This is a genomic window from Paenibacillus sp. 11B, from assembly GCF_030487755.1.
GTDB lineage: Bacteria > Bacillota > Bacilli > Paenibacillales > Paenibacillaceae > Paenibacillus > Paenibacillus vandeheii.
The window spans coordinates 1,285,385-1,301,736 of sequence record NZ_JAUKNS010000002.1; the positions used below are offsets into that span (position 1 = coordinate 1,285,385).

Sequence of the window (16,352 nt, forward strand, 5' to 3'; positions counted from 1 at the left end):
CAAAGGGAATTCCAAAAATCCGGGGATAACGGCGATCGAAAGATTGTTCTGCACACGTAGTGGCCTAGTGTAAAGGATTATGCTTTCATTTTATATCACGAAGAACGATCCGTAACCGGAACAACTACAACTTAGACCATTAAACACTTATTTTGGGATTGAGCTGCATGCTCAATCCCAAAACAGCTGATCCGGGTGCGGTCCCGTCCGTTTGTCCGAATCCAGCGCATCAATCAGTTTCAGCTCATCCGGAGTCAATTCAAAATCAAAGATGTCCGCATTCTCGCGAATTCGCTCAGGCGTAACCGACTTCGGAATTGTCACGATCTGGTTCTGAATATCCCAGCGCAGAATAACCTGTGCCGGTGTTTTTCCATATTTCTGGGCCAGACTTTTCAAAGCCGATTCCTTGTTCAGCTTGCCTCTCATAATCGGGCTCCATGCCTCCAGTTGAATGCCCTGTTCCCCACAGAAATCCTGCAGCTCCTGTTGAATCAGACCTGGATGCAGTTCCACCTGATTCACCGCAGGCACCGTTCCACCTTCATCTATGATTTCGCGCAGATGGTGTACTTCGAAATTACTTACACCAATGGCACGTACGCTTCCTTCGCTATATAGACGTTCGAATGCTCTCCACGTCTCCTTATACTGGTCTCTGCCAGGCCAGTGAATTAAGTATAGATCAATGACATTCAATCCAAGCGCCTTCTGACTGGCCTCAAATGCTCTCAAAGTCGAATCAAAACCTTGATCCTCATTCCACAGCTTGGTTGTCACAAACAGCTCATTCCGGGCGATACCGCTGCTCGCAATAGCTTGTCCAACTTCCTCTTCATTTCCATAAACGGACGCCGTATCAATGCTCCGATATCCGACTTCCAATGCGGTCTCCACCGCTTGCTGTACTTCTTCGCCTTTTGCTCGATAGGTCCCAAATCCCAGCCATGGCATCGTCACGCCGTTGTTCAGAATCGTACAATCTGTAATATGTTTTGTCATTCTGTACCTCCTGTGTGAAATTTGCCTGCTCTTGGTCTATTAACCTTCTCGTAAAATTTTAAGCGGCATGTTACATACAGTTGGCTGAGATCCCTTTCTCTGGACCATTCAAAAAAGACATGAATAACCCGCAAAGCACTGCTGCTCTGCGGGTGCTGGTGTGACAGGAACGCTTATAGATCCCCTTGCCCATTCTGACTCTGGATCGAGTTTAATCTTCTCTTCTCCTCAATGAACATCTCTTCTGCCAGCTCAACGCCCTGACCTCCAAGCGAAAGTTCGGCTTGACGCATGGCCTGCTCGGTATGCGCCAAACGGCGTTCTGCCTGTTCAATGGTCTGTTCAGTTGGATGTGACATTGCCTGGGAAACGGCAAAATGAAGTTTGTTCACTGCATTCTGCGCCTGGGATACGGTTGTATCGGCTTGCAAACTGGAATCATAACGCTTCGGCATGAGTATTCCTCCTTGGGATCATGTTCCTGTTACCCCTTTAAGATGGTTTACATCGGCCTTCCTTATTCTTGTTTTGCTGAAACAATGACAGATTGCTTCGCTTTTCCCCAAATTAAATATGAATATCAATTATGTATAACCTTTTCCGGGTTTGCTGCGTTTATTTGATAAGTACCTTTTTTTATAAGGAGGTTTGGTTTTGAAATACTCTTGGTTTCTTTTCATTCTGGTACCTTTATTGCTACTGATCAGCGGCTGTACAGCTTCGACGTATGAAATAACGGAATATACAGGCTCCTCCATTAATAACGAAATTCCGGTTCCCGTGAATGCAAAGCAGCTCAGCCTAACGGCATATTCAGACAATCCAAACTATAAAGAAGGCATTAAATATGAATTGAAACATATTGGAGGAGAACAGGGGTTATATGTACCATCCGATTATTTTGAGAAGTTATCCGAAGCGGGATGGGTTGAGTTGGAGGAAGAGCGCCTGGGTCATGTTCATTTTTTTAAAAAAAGCGATACGATCATCGCCATTGAATTTCAAGAGGATACCTTTGAGATTGTTGAAATGATGCCCGGCTTCACCTTTTAATCCTGTGCCTTGTCCAATCACAACTTAAAAAAAGAGAGGCCACGGCCTCTCTTTACCCTCGTGGACAAGTTTGCTCTGCCCACTGCATTTCCAAACAATTACTTCACGAATTTCGCTACTTTCGCAAGCACTTCTTCTTCTGACGGAGCACTGATATACCGACCGTTGATGAAGACAAAAGCACGCTTCGCGCAAGGACCGCAATACGATTTGCAACCAATCTTGATCTCCGTATCCGGAGCCATTTTCTCCAACTTGGCTACAATCGATTTTAGTCTGATATGATTACATTTTTCGCATACGCGGATATCGTTAGCCATGAGTTCCCCTTCTTCGCTCCCTTAGTGGTCGCCGTGGTTGCCCTTGGATGGGTTCGTAATAACGAAGCCTTCTTCAGGGAAGTAGAGGTAATCAATTTTAACGCCATCCAGCAAAGGTTGGTCATTCTCAAGAATGACGTCAATCTCTTTATCCGTAGATACTACCGTATCGTTTTCTTTTGGCGTATCAATATCAAGTCCGTAGTGGGCATGATCTCCATGCGCATGTGTTATTACAACGCGCAGCAATTTACCTTCGTTCTCAGGCTTGTCCAGTTCAAGTTTTAATACTTTTGCGGCATTACGTGTAATTTTGCAATTCATTCCATTCATCTCCTATATCGTAATTGCTGGTTCCAACAATTTCAGCATTTCTAAACTCCAGCATCTATTGTAAAGAAAGTTACTGCGTTCCGCAATAACATTGATGCAAAATCGATGTGAATAGCACCCATTTCGTCACTAGTTAAGACGACGTATCCGCTGTAAGCACCGGATATTTGCGCTCCGCACGACTTACAAACCAGTTCATCAGCAGCAGCGTGACACCAATATCATCTATAGGCATAAACGGCATCACGTCTGGAAAAACCCAGTAGAGCAGCGCCGGGATGATAAAAAGCAGCTTCTCTCCCACAGGGATTTGCGGAGCCCGCAACAGACGCGGCAGCCGTTTGAATACTTGTGTCCATCGTTTGAACGACAGCAGTCTTCTCCACTTCATATGAACCCCTCCGTATGATTATCACACCAAAAAATAAAACGAATACACGTGATCGTCACACCCATTATTACCCGCTCCAGAACGATTCGGAAACAATGATGCAACTTACAGATAAAAAAACGAACGCCGGTAACAGCGCCCGTTCCTGTTATACGAGTGGATAACCCGTAAGTTTCATGTCTTCCCATCCAAATTATGTGAAGTCAGGTTATATGGATTCTCACTCTTCCCTGTTAGTGCTCTCGATCTGTTAATAATTCAGCCAACAGCATACCAACCTCCACGCAGATATCATCAAATTGATCCATGGGGAGCGGGTTTACCCCCAGACCCACTTCCACCGTGAAACCAGGCTTCCGAAACTTCTGAATGAACCAGTCTTTGTATCCTGCATCACTCCCACCCAGCTTGACTGCCTTGTATCCCGAAGCCCTTGCCAGTCTGCGTGACAGTGGAGCACTTTCCTTTGGCTCCAAATCTCGGTAGTTCCAATAAATTTCCTGCCCCTGACTGTGCAGTGAAACGACAGCATCGAATGAATGCTGCTCGGTCCACTGTGCAAGTGCCAACGCCTCCGGTTCCGATAAGGGAGCGACTCCCGCATAATCTCTTGGCCCTGGGGACGTTATCCCTCTTCTAGCTGCCTCTTCCTCCCAATAAGCCGGGAATTGATCGTTAAGGTCTACTCCCCTGATATTGGACTTCCAATGCGTAAAATGGGAGCGCCCGGCATTCCATTCCAGCAATTCTTCTGCATGGGGATGGTCATTAACTACGCCCTCTTGCACCAATTCAACTCCATCCGGATTGACCATCGGTACAGCCCAAAGCGTGGTTTCCTGCATCCATCGCTCCGTCTGAAATTGATGCCACGGCGTATTCGTGCTGTAGGCTTTCGCATATTCTTCAATGAACCGCATCAGAACCGCCGTTGTCAGCCACTCATTCGCATGAACAGAGGCGTTGACATGAATATGTCTGGATCCTTGACCCAAACGAAGGTAAGGCAAAGCCTTGCCCATGACACTGCTGCCAATCGAGCCACTTTCGATAAATGGATACTTCTTTTCCAACAAACCGATATCACGGTTCATTTCACGGTAACCATACTCTCCCTGCAACTTTACGATAGTTTTTCCATTTGAATCGGGAATATGAATACATCGTCCGCACCAGTCCGGAATGTTGGCTATTTCTGGATTGGCCTTTCGCAATTCTTCTTCATTCAGTCCAAAACGTAATGCAATCACGCCTACCTTCTCCCCCGGCTGCACTGCATATCTGCGTCCTGTTCCCGGCGTAATGCGCAGCATCTGTCCTGTCAGCAAATAAGGCTGGGACGCTGCTTCCGGGTTAAGAGCGGCCAGCAGCTCCTTGGTCATATGATTTGCTGCCGCAATACGCGATAAGGTATCTCCCTGATGAACAATGATCCATTGCAGCTCCATGTTGATCTCCTTCCCCTTAGGAAACGTTGTAATCTCCTGTTCTTTCCTCGCCTGTGTCCATACTGTATGTAATATGTATGCGGAGCTGGTTGTCCGTCATGTGACAAGAATCGTGCAAATCCCGCCAACATAAGAAAAACGTGCTGATCTTCCGAAGAAGCTCTTCTACTTTTCTATCCGAACATAAAAATCCCGGAACGCTTAGGTTCCGGGATTCTTATAAGCTATAGAAATCAAAAAAATTCGCTATGATAATTGCGTAACCTGCCATACAACTGGTGTTTTGGAGATTTGCTCTCCCAACCATTGGCGGGTAATATTCTGGAACATGCGTGGGTCCCCTGTGCAAAAAAACTGATGTACCGGCGTCTCATCCCCACTGGCCAGCTTTCGTTTATCATACAAAATCGTACTGATTTCCCTCGCCGTTTCATCTGCCGAACTGATCAGCTTCACTTCCTGTCCCATAACCTCCTGAATGGTTTCCATGAGAAAAGGATAGTGCGTACAACCCAGAATAAGACAATCAATTGGCTGTTGTTTAATCTGGCCCAAAGATTGCTTCACCGTACTTGTCGTTTGCTCGGAACGGAATTCGCCTTGCTCCACCAGTGGCACAAGTGCCGGACAAGCCTGACTGACCACATCAATGTATGGAGACAATTGTTTGAGTGCAGATGTATATGCACCACTTCCAATCGTTCCTACAGTGCCAATGACACCAATGCGTCCTGTGCGCGTGGCTGTGATGGCTGCTCGTGCTCCTGGATGAATGACACCGATAACAGGCACATTCACCTTGGCTCGAATATAGTCGAGCGCTGCTGCCGTAGCCGTATTGCAGGCGATAACGATAACCTTCGGATCGAACTGGATCAAGAAATCAACGATTTGTTCCGTGAATTGTTTAACTTGTTCGGACGAACGGGGTCCGTACGGTGTTCGGGCGGTATCTCCAAAATATATGATCTTTTCCCGTGGGAGCTGACGCATCACTTCCTTGGCGACAGTCAATCCCCCTACACCGGAGTCTAATATAGCGATTGCTTGCTGCACGAACACACCGCTTCCTTCTTTATTGAATTGGTTCTGTTAACAAATTGGTTCCCAGAGCTTTCTTCCTACCGTATGAATTTTCAGGCAAAAAGGTACCTACATCTTACCCGATTTCATCGCAGGGTTCAAACAAAATGCCGTATTGTACAGGTCCTGTACGACCACGCACAACAAAACAGGCCCCCCTCCAGATGGAGGAAAGCCTGCTCACGTTCAAGCTTAGCTTTAGATGTTGTCTTTCGAATCATCAGCAGGAAGCTTCGCGATGACTTCAATACCCGACTCATTTCCTGCATTGTCCCCAGCTGAATCAATGGAAGAATCGGAATCCGTAATAACTGCGGATACGCGCACTTCTTTACCTTCAGCGCAATTGCCCCAGGATTGAATATCCTGGATAACGACATCCGCCGTCTCTTTTACTTTGGATACGATCAGTGCGCTTTGTTCGCCTACCTTGCTAGCCAATTCCTGACCCTTCTCACTCACCTGACGTGCACCTTCCGAAATATCTTGACGCAGTTCGCGTCCTGATTTTGGCGCCAGCAGCAAAGCTGTCACTGAACCTACAACCGAGCCGATTAATGCTCCCCACAACAAACTTTTGTTAGAATCCTTCACGTCGCATCTCTCCCTTTACCTTAAATGAAGTACCGAATAACCAAGCAACGGACTGTTGCTCGTCAATCCGGGCGAATGCCTACTCTGTTGATGCAGTATAAGCAGCAAGGGCTTGACCTGACACTCGGATACCAAAAAAATTTTGGATACCGTTCCCGCACCTGCTGACGTTATAGTGATACGCCTCAGGTCTGCCGGGCCGGCTCAAGCGGAGTAGCCGCATGTTCATCCCCCGGGTCCAGATCAATTACATATCGTCCCGGTGCAATCATCGCCGCCTGATGCTCACAACGCCAGCGTCGTCCGCCGGAAGATCCCAGCGTCTGTCCATCTTGCAGAACATCTCCCTGATCAAATATGTAATAGGCGGCACCCAGTAATGTCTGGGCTACCGTATCCGGATCTAGTCCAATGAAATGACACTGTACATCAGGCACACCAAGTGCTGACAATCCTACCGTGTCCATTACCAGCTGACGCTGTTCCTCCGTACCTCCAGCCTGATACATGCGCACATTCATCGCAGCGTATAGATGTTCTTCACGCTCCTGTGACAGTATATAGGCTTCCGGTTCAACCAATTTGTCACTGCCGTACCAGTACAACGCGTCGCAAGGCAACACTTCCATGACTGCCTGAATCGTCTTTTGGAACAATTCAAGTCGCTGTTTGCGCGGCATGGCAGCAGTGAACATATCGTGAAGACGGATGGAATATTGGATCGTTTCCATAGCTTGTCCTGCTTCTGGCCAGTGCCAGGCTTGCTGTAAAGCCCCTCCAAAGCGGGCACGATCTACAATTTCAGTAACAGGGAGCACACAAGTCTGTGCCGGAATGTTACCTTCCTGAAAAGAAACCTTATGGTCCAGATGGTAGAAAACCAACATCTCGGGATTATGCTCTGCATTGCCCTGCTTCACGTCAAGCCGGACTTGTCCGGTATGACGGCTCATGGCATCCTGCAAACGCCCCTGATCTATAACAGGACGTTCCTGAAATAACAGCTCAATCATATATACCGGATGAAATCCGGATGGTATATCATTCGTTTCATGATTTCCTTCTTGATCATCTTTCCATTCGTTCGTCATGCTGCTTCCCCTCATTCCTTGCTCTGTCCCTCGGCCTGTGCAGTCTGGAAAGGTCCAAGTTCTTTTTCCACATAGGTATGGACCTGATGGGAAAAATGTTCAAGCACGCCCGGCAAGTCACTGCTCAGCGGGTGCAGTTCAGACCGCTCCCAGCTGTAATAGTCCTGAACGAGCGGCTTGCGCAACGATACGAGGCGACTAAGCACCTCATAGGTTGCATGATCAAAAACCTTCTCTTCGTGGTTAATCTGAATAATGTCGTCATAGCTGCTCGCATCACGCATGATGAAGCCGTCAATGAGGTAACTCCCCACATCCGTAACGATCTCAATGGCCAGATGAAGACAACGTTCCTGTACCAAACCCAGCATTAGACTGCCATCCCAAGCCTGTGATGCGCGGCGGAGACCTTCAGCCACCTCCGGTACGGCAGCAAGCCTGCGCGCAATCTGTTCCCTGTTGATATAATACAATATGTTCACTTCCCGTTCAGTGAATTATCGGTTCCTTTTTCCTCTTCGCTTCAGCCAAAATAACATCACAGGACAAGCGATCAGAAACACGACAAAAATATATAAAAATTCCATAACGTCTCTTAAATCGCTCATGCAGAGTCCCCTTTATCCAAAGTAGAATGAATTACAGATTAGATTTCGTAGTCTACTGCAATCGACTGCTCTCTGACCTCGTTCATATACTTGATGACTTCCTGATGCAATGGATGCACCTGATATGCCTGAAGATCTTCCAGTGATGCAAACTCTGCTGTAAGTGAGATGTCAAAAGATCTGTCCGAACGAAGCACGTCAACACCTACTTCAAGCGAAACCAGAACATCAATTTTCCCTTGCAGATTGCGGAGAACAGTAGCAGCCGCTTCAATACTTTCAGGAGAACGATCCTTCATTTTAAACAGAACAATATGTTTAATCATCAGACAAGCACCTCATTTGAGTATAATAATTGGTATGAATGAATTTTCTTGTATCCAAAATATATCATAACGTCCTCTATTACGAAAGGATACTTGGAAACGTTCTCTTCAAAGTCAATCTAATCGGGGCTGCTTTCATTCGCCCTTTGATTTCTCCTGAGGCGTATTATCTGTCTGTTCACTCGGGTTTGTCTGTTTGTCCGGGACAACTTCCGTCGCTTGATCTTTTGTCTCCTGATCCTCCAAGCTCGGCTGCGGTTGAGGCCATTCCCGGTCAGACAAACTCTCCTGCTTTTTGAGCACTGCTATAGCTTGTCTGAGCTTGTCAGGCAGCGGAAGCCCGATGCGGGCATAATTTTCGGTAATGGATATCAGCTCATTCACGAGATAAAAGTAGATGGCTCCCCCTTTAATAATGTCAGTTCCCATGAGCATGTCAATTCGGTGGGCTAGCAGAATAACCGTCAACATAAGGCCTTTGCGCGCGAGCCCCCAAAATCCAACATTACTATTCAATCCTTTACCCGTTCTGACTGCCGCAGCGAGACCCGTAATATAATCCACAGCCATTGCAACCGCCAGCAAGCTAAGCAGCTGATCCCATCCACCAAAAGCAAACGTCATGAACGCCCCTGAAATGGCAGCAAAGGTACTTACGGATGGATTCACGTTTCTCACCTCTCCCTCTCATTTGATCTCTATACAAGATATGTAAGAGTAAGAGATTTTGACAGGCCACATGCCTGGCTGACCAAGCGGATTTCTAATTTCAGATTTGTGCACATTGGAAATCGGTTCCTTTAACGGAAATCGAATATTTATGGGTAAATCAGGGAAATAAACCGCATCATATCAACAAAAAATAGATAAAAGTACTATAGTCACACTAATAGGTAATTAGACTCATTTTATTTTTATTGATTATCTATTTGATCCCTTAAATTTAGTGAAACATTGTAATCTAGGAATATACTAGGATGTGAATTACGTCTGTTCTAGTTCATAATTCCTCCTTTGGAGCGGATTCACGCATCGGCTCATTTGAAACAGGTGCACCCGGCACTTGAAAGTACCCCCATACTTATTGTAGTATTTGGTTAAAAAAATCGGAGGAAATATGCCTAATCAACCAGAACAACATTCCATCCAGGCGTGGTCTCTGATCAACCGTAAATATTTGGGAAAAGGCGTCCGTGTTAAACGATTCCGAAAACCGACACGCTGTCAAATCCGCAACCGTGTTCTTCTTGCCGTGCTGATGGCCAATGATATCAAGTTGTCCCAGCTCGCCGAAGATCTATCCATCTCTTCACGCAGCGTCAGCGCGTGGGTGTATGAAGGACGGATACCCGGCAGTACCAATTTGGACAAGGCATGTCAATTGCTTGGCTACCCGCGTCACATTCTTTTTAATGAAGAAGTGGTACGCAAAAGCCCTGTCATTTGTCAGCCCGAGCCTTCCCGTTTCATGAAGCGTACGGTGACCCGTTCTCCGGTTAGCAACCGTATTCTGACAGGCTTGTGTATGGTCCATGATTTGTCGGTGACAGATGTCAGCCACTGGATCGGGGTTCACCCCGGCACTTTCCGCAAATGGCTGCATCAGGGAACGCTGCCTTCTGCTGCGTTTCAAGAACAAGCGGAACAGTTTTTCCGCATCCCGAAAACTATTTTGTTCGCAGATGTCATCTTGAAAGATCGCCACAATAACTAAATTAGCGAACAACCAAAAGGCTCTGTCCTCCCTCACGGGAAAGACAGAGCCTTTTTAAAGTTAAGTTTCATCGTACAGGTGATATTAGGTTACCATTTCTCTAGTCATGTGAACTCAGCATCATCTCTCCAGGTCGATAAGCGGTCCTCCTGCCCTCTAACCACCTTTGGTTGCATCATCCTCCGACCCCTCGTCACTCCCTTCCCTGCGCCCATACAGCTCACTCTCTGAACGAGGCAAAACTCTATCTCTTCAAGAACGGCTACATCTCCCGTATATACTTTAAAGGCACTTGCAAACCACTCCATTAAAACATGGCGTATTTAAAAGAATAGAACTTCATGGCTGGCATTACGTTCACGTATATTTGTACGAACAAATTAATTTTAGACTTGTTATAAAAAGTAAAAAAAAGCCTGTTCCCCAAAGGAGATAGGCTATAATTCATACATGAATCCGGCTTGTATAACGTTTATTCCACCTCAACCCCTTGACTGACCAGGCTTTCTGAGTAACTCATTAGGAATATGTTGCTTTCGAATCAAACATAATTACCTTTATTATAAACAACAACACGATTTTGTCTCATACATTACATAATTCATTCTATATTTGTACGTACAACTAATAACGCAAAACAACACTGGTTATATCTCTCCAACCTTATTTCGTACCCACGTTAAGAATCTCGTTGATATATTTCAGGCCTGTATACCGATCCCGAAGCAAATGAGCTGTGGTGAACGCATGTTCCACCATCTCCATGGATATCCCCAGTTGTTCAGTTGTTGTAGGGCCGCCCACCTGCTCTAGCCAAGCTGTAAGCTGGGATGAATCAGGCAGATTATTGTATATACGGAAAACCGGTTTGTCGGATTGTTGTGCAAGATCTTTGTATTTTACCGCAAGCAGTGTACAGGCGACACCCACCTTGGCACCATGCAAAACAGGCCTGTGCCCTGCCTCCATTAGATCCATCTCCCACCGATGGGACACGTGATGTTCACCACCAGATGCAGGACGGGAATGATCAATGATCAGCATGGAAATGCCGGAAGCAATCAGCGCATCCATTAACACAGTTACACCATCGGCCCGCCCTTCGGCGATACCTTGTACATGCTCCACACAGGTCATTAGTGCTTCTTCTGTCATGCGATAAGCTACTGGACAGAATGGCTCCCCACCCAGATCCCTGGAAACCACCCAGTCCGCCAGTGATGTATATTTTCCAAGCATATCCCCGAATCCGGCGGCATTCATCTCTTGCGGAGCCTGCTCCAAAATATCGATGTCCGCGAATATAGCTTCAGGCGGTACCGCCTGAAAAGTCTGTTTGACGCCGCTTACAATAAGAGGTGCACCTGCCGAGGTAAATCCGTCAACCGAAGCTGCTGTCGGTACGGACAGAAAGGGCTTGTTCATTTTGGAACAAACAAATCGCACCAGATCATGAATGGTCCCTGAACCAACAGCAATGATCGCCTGACTTCCCTGTTTCACACCCAGCAATACCTGCACAATTCCCGCCTCGTCGGCGATCACGTCCCCTGATTTGTTCTCTGGCATGCATATCTTATCCACTTGAACGCCCGCTTCTTGAATGTTCTTTATTACTTGGTATCCTGCTGCCGGTCCCGTATATCGATCATAAACAACGGCCACATGTCTGTATCCTTGCTCGGATAAATAGCCAGGTAATTGCCGGATCGCTCCATGCTCCAAATAAACCTGCATTTGCACCAGACGGTGATGATGCCCACAAGTACAATTCTGCGCTTCTTCGTTCCATGCTGCAATTCGCTCGTTCATATTCATTCGCTCTTACCTCCCTTAAGAAATATCATGCATAATTGCACGGATAAAACCACAAAATGAATAAAGGAAATAAAATGTGAGTATTTTCCTGATCACACTTTACTTCCTGTTTTAAAAATTTGCAAATCCTAAACTCACATTCCCAAGCAGGTGAACCTATGAAATTAACCAAAGAAATAGGGATTTCTCTCGGATTTCTCGCCGGAACGACATTTGGCAGCGGCATCGCTTTTTTGTTTCGCTTTCAAGCGTATGAAGTCATGGCCAGTGTTGCGCTCTTCGGTATTGCTGGAGCGATCGCAGGACTATATGTGCAACAATTGAAATTCAATAAATAAAAAAACTCGCGAATTGCCCTTGAGCAATTTCGCGAGTTTTTACTTTGATGCGGTCGAGAGGACTCGAACCTCCACGGGGGTTAGCCCACACGGACCTGAACCGTGCGCGTCTGCCAATTCCGCCACGACCGCATAATATGTATCTTCTCATCATGGATGAAAAGCATTCCGGTCAAGCAATAGCTTGTTTTACCGTAATTAAGAGTATACATGCTCTAAAATAAGTTTGCAACATCTTTTTTCCAAGCTTCAACAATAGGACATATGTCCTTTTTTATCATATCCAAACTCCCTATCGTAGACATTAGGTGAATGGTGATATGAATTTAAAGGAGAGATCCCACATGAAAAAAGCAAAACTTTGTTTTATCGGTGCAGGTTTTCATGCATCCACAAATATATATCCTTCTGCGGTTGAAGCAGGAGCAGAAATTCAGGCCATTGCTACCCGCAGTATTGAACGTTCCAAGGCGGCGCTTCTTCGTTTTGGAAGCAACGGGAAAGCCTATGACAATACTCAGCTGATGTTGCAGAATGAAGACTCTGATGGCGTTGTTGTTGTGGCGCAACCAGAGGATCAGACTGCCCTTGCCCTTGAATGCATCCGGGCTGGCAAAAATGTATATGTGGATAAACCACTCGGATGGAACGCTGCGGAGGCCGCTGCTGTGGCTGAGGCTGCCCAAAAAGCAGGTGTGGTTGTCATGGTTGGATTTATGAAACGGTATGCTCCGATCTACATAAAACTTAAGGAACTGATTGATGGCGGATCATTGGGCAGAGCACGTTCTTTCCAACTGAAGTTCGCTGTAGACAGCACACCATTCTGCAAGGATGAGGAACAATTTATGAAACTCGCTGCCATTCATATGGTTGATCTGATGCGTTTTCTGTTCGGGGAAGCCGTTCATGTTACAGGCACGACGGTTAAGGACGGAGAACATATCAACCAGAGCATTTCCCTTAAATTTGATCAGGGTGTGGTGGGCAGTGTCTACTTTGCAGGCATGAATGCATGGTCACGTGAGAGCGAAAGTGTACTCGTCACCTTTGACGACGGATTTGCGTTAGCAGATGAGATTAACACACTCACGGTTCATCCATCCCGCACAGGAAGTAACCTTCCTTGGAAATCCCTTGAGGAGCAGGATACTGTTTTCACCCCTTCCGGCTCACCCATGTCAGGGGCTTATCGCGACCTCTACTTACGAGGATTTGTAGGTGAGATGGCTCATTTCATGGAATGCTGTCAGAACAAGTCTGTTCCACATTCCAGTGGCAGGGATAATATTGAAACCATGGCGTTATGTGATACCATTCTGGCGTCACTTATCTGACGTATATACGATACTAGACGAATCCGTTTCATATGACCAGAGGAGAGGAAAAGAGTACATGTTAGACACCGGATTACTTATTATTCGACTTGTTATTGGTTTCATTATGATGGGTCATGCATGCAAGAAACTGTTTGGCTGGTTTGGTGGAGAGGGCATATCAGGAACTGCCGAATTTTTCGGAGCGGTTGGTCTGAAACCTGCGAGAGTTATGGCGGTCTGTGGAGGGCTTATTGAATTAATCGGTGGATTTCTGTTTGGAGCAGGTCTCTGGACTGGTGTTGCTGCCATTTTGCTCATAATTCCTATGGTTATTGCCATAGTGAAAGTTCATGCAGGTAAGGGACTTTGGAATCTGAACGGAGGATTCGAATACAATCTGGTTATACTCGGATCGTTGATCGGTGTTGCACTTGCGGGTGCAGGGGCATACTCCCTGGACCATTTGATATAATTAGTCTTTCATTCCCTAACCCTGGTTTCGTTAACACGAAGCCAGGGTTCTTTGTTGTCTGAACATCATACTGAGCCATGGGGTTTATAATCCAAGAGAGAAGTGATATGCTCATAGATGAATGATACGTACAATTATGTGATGTAGTACTCCAATAGATACCATAAATAACCACCACGACATGGAGGTGCAATTATAATGAAAAAGAAAACCATTGATGAGTGTCCCACTCCTTATGGCTGTGCCGTCGAAGTCACGCTTAGTGTCATCGGAGGCAAATGGAAAGGTGCGATTCTATATCACCTATTCTCTGGTTCGTTAAGATTCAACGAGATCCGAAAATTATTTCCAGATATCACCCAAAGGATGTTAACTCTCCAGTTAAGAGAGTTGGAAAGCAGCGGAATTGTTCACAGGGAAATATTTCCTCAGGTTCCGCCCAAAGTGGAATATTCGCTTACACCGTTTGGAGAAACGCTCCGGCCGATTATTTACAGCATGCGAGACTGGGGAGAACAGTATACGAATGAAGTCCTGGCCAGATCTCAAGAAGTCTAAACAAAAGACAAAAGAAGCTAATCCCTTTCTCAGATAGGATTAGCTTCTTTTATTTCGATATGAGGCCCGTAACATCTTATTTGATGACCGTTTGGATTGTAATGGTACGATTACGTCCCTCTTCTTTGGCTTGATATAACGCATTGTCCGCCAAATGGAACAACTCTGTGGCTGTTGTAGAATGCAACGGATATTCGGCAATACCTGCCGAAATCGTTACAGAACGATCAATAGGCAGTACGCTCTGTTCCACAGATACTCGAATATTTTCGGCAATCTGATACGCTGTTTTGGATTCCGTATGTCGTAATAACACAACAAACTCTTCGCCGCCAAACCGGGAACATACATCCTGCGTCCGAACCGACAATTTAATGATATTCGCAATATGCTTCAGAACCTGATCCCCCGCATGATGCCCATACGTATCGTTTATGGATTTGAAGCGGTCAATATCCAGGACCACAATGGAGAAAGGAACTTCTTCATCAATCCAGTGCTGAATAACTTCTTCAAATGTTCTGCGATTGGTCATTCCAGTTAATACATCCGTTCTGGCATCATACGTAAGCTGATCCTTCTGCTTTCGAAAATTCGCCAATGTACTCAGCACGGTGCGCGTTAACAGGTCAGCTTCTCTGTTCCAATGCGGCTTCATTACAGGCAAATCTACTTTGCCCTGATCCACTTGGTTAACCAGGTCGGCAAGGTAAACAAACGGACTGGCCAGCTTGCGTGCTACACGAATAACGATAAGCGTCAGAATGATGAATGGCACTGAGGTGTACAAGAGCAGCATGCGAATATGTTGATTCAGCTGATCGTACACCATCTGGGTTGGAGATACAACAACAACTCCCCAATCGGTTGTCGGCACCTTATAATAACCTGCGAGTGAGTCCACACCAGCCAGATTCTTGTATTGTTCTTTACCATTCTGTCCGTTTAGCAATTTCTGCACAACTTGATTTTTGCTTAGATTTTCACCGATTCTTTCCGTATCGGGGTGAAATAGCAATGTTCCTTTAGCATCAACAATAAAAAAATAAGAACCATTACTGGTCTTGAGCTGGCTGCCAAATGACAGGTTCAAGATATTGTTTTCCTGCAGATAGATGCTCCCGCTAATCAAACCTTTGAATTCACCTGATGGACTGAAGATCGGTTCACTCACAAAAACGGTTCTTCGTTGCGAATACGGCGCGCGGTACGCTTCAGAGATATAGGAAGCTCTGGATTTGAACGCTTTTTTGGCTATATCCGAAGTGATAGGCTGTCCGAAGCTTTTTTCCAAATAGGGAGATGAACCCCGAATGATTCCCGATTCATCTACCAGAGAAACCGAATTGAAATAATTACTGCTGTTTCGAATCAAATCCAGTGTGGAATCCAGTTTATTGGCGTCTGCATAATCCATTTCCGGAAAATAATTGGCTGAATACTTCAAACTGCCCTGCATGGATTGAAACAACGAGTCCAGTGTTTGGCTCATTTGCACGGCACTTGAATAATTCAGTGAGAGTGTATTATTAATCAGCGACTGCTTCTGGGATGTATACGATGAAATAAACATAATGGTCAATGTCATCAAAACGGCAATGGTGACCAACCCACTCAACAGAGCGGTAAGGCTGATTTTTTTGAACTCCCTTACTTTTCTTCTTAATCTGGGTGTTTTATTCTCTGCGATCATTATTGCTTCCCCCGGTTTTTCATGAAAAGGCATATTCCTTCTATTTTATACGAAAGTTGTTAAGAAGACATAAATAGTTTATGAAGTTCGAATAAATACATAGGAAGATTGACAATTTAATGACAATTGAGTGCGTGAAGTGGATTGCATTTTCGTACTTTCTTCGCAATCATACTGGACTGTATACGAGA

General features: G+C 45.7%; 19 protein-coding genes, 1 tRNA gene and 1 pseudogene. 6 read left to right on the plus strand and 15 right to left on the minus strand.

Going from position 1 to position 16,352, the window contains the following annotated elements; genetic code table 11:
* Positions 1-171: 171 nt before the first annotated feature.
* Positions 172-1,002 carry an aldo/keto reductase gene (locus tag Q0V21_RS14135; RefSeq protein WP_301879439.1) on the minus strand — a complete coding sequence of 277 codons (831 nt, stop codon included), beginning with the start codon at positions 1,000-1,002 and terminating at the stop codon, positions 172-174.
* Between the two features lie 173 nt (positions 1,003-1,175).
* Complete coding sequence (locus Q0V21_RS14140) at positions 1,176-1,457, minus strand: hypothetical protein (RefSeq protein WP_024629200.1); 282 nt, start codon at positions 1,455-1,457, stop codon at positions 1,176-1,178.
* Between the two features lie 199 nt (positions 1,458-1,656).
* Between Q0V21_RS14140 and Q0V21_RS14145 the strand changes: the two genes are divergently transcribed.
* Positions 1,657-2,055: a hypothetical protein gene (locus Q0V21_RS14145; RefSeq protein WP_301879441.1), complete on the plus strand. Its 399-nt coding sequence runs from the start codon at positions 1,657-1,659 to the stop codon at positions 2,053-2,055.
* A gap of 98 nt (positions 2,056-2,153) precedes the next feature.
* Here the strand turns inward: Q0V21_RS14145 and Q0V21_RS14150 are convergent, their stop codons facing one another.
* From Q0V21_RS14150 to Q0V21_RS14195, 10 genes and pseudogenes are all read right to left on the minus strand, one after another.
* The gene (locus Q0V21_RS14150) at positions 2,154-2,375 is read right to left on the minus strand and encodes a YuzB family protein (protein ID WP_024629198.1); all 222 of its coding nucleotides are present in this window, start codon (positions 2,373-2,375) and stop codon (positions 2,154-2,156) included.
* A 21-nt stretch (positions 2,376-2,396) separates the two neighbouring features.
* Positions 2,397-2,699 (minus strand): heme biosynthesis protein HemY, encoded by a 303-nt coding sequence (locus Q0V21_RS14155; RefSeq protein ID WP_053783595.1) that lies wholly within the window; start codon positions 2,697-2,699, stop codon positions 2,397-2,399.
* A 142-nt stretch (positions 2,700-2,841) separates the two neighbouring features.
* Positions 2,842-3,099 (minus strand): hypothetical protein, encoded by a 258-nt coding sequence (locus Q0V21_RS14160; protein ID WP_301879443.1) that lies wholly within the window; start codon positions 3,097-3,099, stop codon positions 2,842-2,844.
* Positions 3,100-3,332: 233 nt separating this feature from the next.
* Positions 3,333-4,547: a M14 family metallopeptidase gene (locus tag Q0V21_RS14165; RefSeq protein ID WP_443145953.1), complete on the minus strand. Its 1,215-nt coding sequence runs from the start codon at positions 4,545-4,547 to the stop codon at positions 3,333-3,335.
* Between the two features lie 246 nt (positions 4,548-4,793).
* Entirely contained in the window at positions 4,794-5,603 is an 810-nt protein-coding gene (racE, locus tag Q0V21_RS14170; RefSeq protein ID WP_024629194.1) for a glutamate racemase, read from the minus strand.
* 225 nt (positions 5,604-5,828) lie between these two features.
* Positions 5,829-6,224, minus strand: coding sequence for a YtxH domain-containing protein (locus tag Q0V21_RS14175; RefSeq protein WP_024629193.1), 396 nt, complete (start codon positions 6,222-6,224; stop codon positions 5,829-5,831).
* A 185-nt stretch (positions 6,225-6,409) separates the two neighbouring features.
* A complete protein-coding gene (locus Q0V21_RS14180) occupies positions 6,410-7,315 on the minus strand; it encodes a DUF4261 domain-containing protein (RefSeq protein WP_301879444.1) in 906 nt (301 codons plus the stop codon).
* Positions 7,316-7,326: 11 nt separating this feature from the next.
* The gene (locus tag Q0V21_RS14185) at positions 7,327-7,788 is read right to left on the minus strand and encodes a DUF86 domain-containing protein (protein ID WP_079345678.1); all 462 of its coding nucleotides are present in this window, start codon (positions 7,786-7,788) and stop codon (positions 7,327-7,329) included.
* 173 nt (positions 7,789-7,961) lie between these two features.
* On the minus strand, positions 7,962-8,249 hold the full coding sequence (locus Q0V21_RS14190) for a Dabb family protein (RefSeq protein WP_024629190.1): 288 nt from the start codon (positions 8,247-8,249) through the stop codon (positions 7,962-7,964).
* 282 nt (positions 8,250-8,531) lie between these two features.
* Positions 8,532-8,927 (minus strand): annotated as a pseudogene (locus Q0V21_RS14195) (phage holin family protein); the annotation flags it as partial.
* Between the two features lie 439 nt (positions 8,928-9,366).
* On the opposite strand from Q0V21_RS14195, the gene Q0V21_RS14200 reads away from it, so the two are divergent.
* Positions 9,367-9,963, plus strand: a complete 597-nt coding sequence (locus tag Q0V21_RS14200; RefSeq protein WP_024629188.1) for a helix-turn-helix domain-containing protein — start codon at positions 9,367-9,369, stop codon at positions 9,961-9,963.
* Positions 9,964-10,626: 663 nt separating this feature from the next.
* Here the strand turns inward: Q0V21_RS14200 and Q0V21_RS14205 are convergent.
* Positions 10,627-11,781 carry a sn-glycerol-1-phosphate dehydrogenase gene (locus tag Q0V21_RS14205; protein WP_079345682.1) on the minus strand — a complete coding sequence of 385 codons (1,155 nt, stop codon included), beginning with the start codon at positions 11,779-11,781 and terminating at the stop codon, positions 10,627-10,629.
* Between the two features lie 158 nt (positions 11,782-11,939).
* On the opposite strand from Q0V21_RS14205, the gene Q0V21_RS14210 reads away from it, so the two are divergent.
* On the plus strand, positions 11,940-12,119 hold the full coding sequence (locus tag Q0V21_RS14210) for a hypothetical protein (RefSeq protein ID WP_079345684.1): 180 nt from the start codon (positions 11,940-11,942) through the stop codon (positions 12,117-12,119).
* 48 nt (positions 12,120-12,167) lie between these two features.
* On the opposite strand, the gene Q0V21_RS14215 is transcribed toward Q0V21_RS14210, so the two are convergent.
* Positions 12,168-12,251, minus strand: a tRNA-Leu gene (locus tag Q0V21_RS14215).
* A gap of 212 nt (positions 12,252-12,463) precedes the next feature.
* Here Q0V21_RS14215 and Q0V21_RS14220 point away from each other — a divergent pair.
* The 3 genes from Q0V21_RS14220 to Q0V21_RS14230 all read left to right on the plus strand — a co-directional run bounded on the left by Q0V21_RS14220 (position 12,464) and on the right by Q0V21_RS14230 (position 14,468).
* Positions 12,464-13,456, plus strand: a complete 993-nt coding sequence (locus Q0V21_RS14220) for a Gfo/Idh/MocA family protein (RefSeq protein WP_301879445.1) — start codon at positions 12,464-12,466, stop codon at positions 13,454-13,456.
* Between the two features lie 58 nt (positions 13,457-13,514).
* On the plus strand, positions 13,515-13,910 hold the full coding sequence (locus Q0V21_RS14225) for a DoxX family protein (protein WP_079345688.1): 396 nt from the start codon (positions 13,515-13,517) through the stop codon (positions 13,908-13,910).
* 198 nt (positions 13,911-14,108) lie between these two features.
* Entirely contained in the window at positions 14,109-14,468 is a 360-nt protein-coding gene (locus Q0V21_RS14230; protein WP_079345690.1) for a winged helix-turn-helix transcriptional regulator, read from the plus strand.
* Positions 14,469-14,544: 76 nt separating this feature from the next.
* On the opposite strand, the gene Q0V21_RS14235 is transcribed toward Q0V21_RS14230, so the two are convergent.
* The gene (locus Q0V21_RS14235) at positions 14,545-16,161 is read right to left on the minus strand and encodes a sensor domain-containing diguanylate cyclase (RefSeq protein WP_079345692.1); all 1,617 of its coding nucleotides are present in this window, start codon (positions 16,159-16,161) and stop codon (positions 14,545-14,547) included.
* Positions 16,162-16,352: the final 191 nt, after the last annotated feature.

Bases quoted from the DNA above. Each gene is read 5' to 3' on its own strand.
- Q0V21_RS14135 (WP_301879439.1), bottom strand. From the start codon at position 1,002: ATGACAAAACATATTACAGATTGTACGATTCTGAACAACGGCGTGACG.
- Q0V21_RS14140 (WP_024629200.1), bottom strand. From the start codon at position 1,457: ATGCCGAAGCGTTATGATTCCAGTTTGCAAGCCGATACAACCGTATCC.
- Q0V21_RS14150 (WP_024629198.1), bottom strand. From the start codon at position 2,375: ATGGCTAACGATATCCGCGTATGCGAAAAATGTAATCATATCAGACTA.
- Q0V21_RS14155 (WP_053783595.1), bottom strand. From the start codon at position 2,699: ATGAATTGCAAAATTACACGTAATGCCGCAAAAGTATTAAAACTTGAA.
- Q0V21_RS14160 (WP_301879443.1), bottom strand. From the start codon at position 3,099: ATGAAGTGGAGAAGACTGCTGTCGTTCAAACGATGGACACAAGTATTC.
- Q0V21_RS14165 (WP_443145953.1), bottom strand. From the start codon at position 4,547: ATGGAGCTGCAATGGATCATTGTTCATCAGGGAGATACCTTATCGCGT.
- Q0V21_RS14180 (WP_301879444.1), bottom strand. From the start codon at position 7,315: ATGACGAACGAATGGAAAGATGATCAAGAAGGAAATCATGAAACGAAT.
- Q0V21_RS14190 (WP_024629190.1), bottom strand. From the start codon at position 8,249: ATGATTAAACATATTGTTCTGTTTAAAATGAAGGATCGTTCTCCTGAA.
- Q0V21_RS14200 (WP_024629188.1), top strand. From the start codon at position 9,367: ATGCCTAATCAACCAGAACAACATTCCATCCAGGCGTGGTCTCTGATC.
- Q0V21_RS14205 (WP_079345682.1), bottom strand. From the start codon at position 11,781: ATGAATATGAACGAGCGAATTGCAGCATGGAACGAAGAAGCGCAGAAT.
- Q0V21_RS14210 (WP_079345684.1), top strand. From the start codon at position 11,940: ATGAAATTAACCAAAGAAATAGGGATTTCTCTCGGATTTCTCGCCGGA.
- Q0V21_RS14220 (WP_301879445.1), top strand. From the start codon at position 12,464: ATGAAAAAAGCAAAACTTTGTTTTATCGGTGCAGGTTTTCATGCATCC.
- Q0V21_RS14225 (WP_079345688.1), top strand. From the start codon at position 13,515: ATGTTAGACACCGGATTACTTATTATTCGACTTGTTATTGGTTTCATT.
- Q0V21_RS14230 (WP_079345690.1), top strand. From the start codon at position 14,109: ATGAAAAAGAAAACCATTGATGAGTGTCCCACTCCTTATGGCTGTGCC.
- Q0V21_RS14235 (WP_079345692.1), bottom strand. From the start codon at position 16,161: ATGATCGCAGAGAATAAAACACCCAGATTAAGAAGAAAAGTAAGGGAG.